Source organism: Enterobacter cloacae complex sp. 2024EL-00227, from assembly GCF_043945315.1.
Taxonomy (GTDB): Bacteria; Pseudomonadota; Gammaproteobacteria; order Enterobacterales; family Enterobacteriaceae; genus Enterobacter; species Enterobacter roggenkampii.
Window position 1 is genome coordinate 1 of sequence record NZ_JBIMQP010000066.1, and the last position, 1,189, is coordinate 1,189.

Genomic DNA, 1,189 nt, shown 5'->3' on the forward strand with positions numbered 1-1,189 from the left:
AGCCCACACGAGTATTGAGCATAGTCGAGATTGGTGCAGATCACTTCTGATATTGAACTGTCAGGAGCTGGCTGCACAACAGCCATTACGCCCAATCAACTGGTGCAGTCGTCTTCTGAAAATGACAATCGTGCCACCGGCTCCAGGTCTTATCGAACAGCTCAGACACATGGTCCAAATGCTGGTCGATCCGTTCGGCCAGTTTTTCGATGGCCTCTTGCTTGAGCTTGTCACTTTCCCTGAACTCGATGTTCAAGGCCCTGGCCACCTGGTTGAGGTTCCGGCCGATAGCTCCAAGCTGCCGGCACGATTCCCGTACGGTGTTCACTTCTTCATCAGTGAGGACCGGCATCCGGTTCAACGACCGCAGTCATTTCTGTACCTAAACAGTCCTGCGAATATGTGAGTTTTGACCTAATGAGCCACAAAAACTCATTTTCGCCCACGATAATTTTTCTACTTCCTTTCTTTGGAATGCTCATTTCAATATTCACATAACGTCGCTATCAATCGCGGAAAAGGCGTAGTGCGCGAAGCGAACGAAGCTTTTTGCCGTCGATTGCATAGCTTTGTTAACCCTTTTTCCAAATTTGATAGCAATAGTTAATGTTTGAAGTAAAGTGTTGCTCAAAAACAACTTCGAAGGTATTTGGAATACTCGGGAAGAAAACATCCCCCTCTGGCTCGATGTCGATCGTCGATAAGTGGAGCGTAGAGGCCATGGGTAATGTTTCTCGGTAAATTTCTCCGCCACCAGACACTATAACGTGACCGGTGAATTCAGCTAGCCTGTCCATGGCCTCTTCGATTGACTGAAATACAACTACATTGTCATCATTTGATGTCCAACCTGAGCGGGTAACGACCGCGTATTTCCTATTGGGGAGTGCGCCCATAGATTCAAACGTCTTGCGACCCACCAGAAGCCACTGATTGTAGGTCAATGCTTTAAAAAGTAGCTGCTCCCCTTTCGCGGACCAGGGTATGTCTGGACCGCAACCAATCACGCCGTTTTTCGCTTTCGCAGCCATCAATGATACTTTCAAGGTTCTCATCCTGGGTTAACTTTGTTTTAGGGCGACTGCCCTGCTGCGTAACATCGTTGCTGCTCCATAACATCAAACATCGACCCACGGCGTAACGCGCTTGCTGCTTGGATGCCCGAGGCATAGACTGTACAAAAAAACAG

Annotated in this window: 2 protein-coding genes; both read right to left on the bottom strand. The window is 48.3% G+C overall.

The window, feature by feature from the left end; translation table 11 throughout:
- Positions 1 to 85 precede the first annotated feature (85 nt).
- A complete protein-coding gene (gene mobC, locus ACHH0Z_RS25565; protein ID WP_001144737.1) occupies positions 86 to 352 on the bottom strand; it encodes a plasmid mobilization relaxosome protein MobC in 267 nt (88 codons plus the stop codon).
- Between the two features lie 220 nt (positions 353 to 572).
- Positions 573 to 1,046 (bottom strand): trimethoprim-resistant dihydrofolate reductase DfrA14, encoded by a 474-nt coding sequence (gene dfrA14 / locus ACHH0Z_RS25570; RefSeq protein WP_004201280.1) that lies wholly within the window; start codon positions 1,044 to 1,046, stop codon positions 573 to 575.
- Positions 1,047 to 1,189 lie beyond the last annotated feature (143 nt).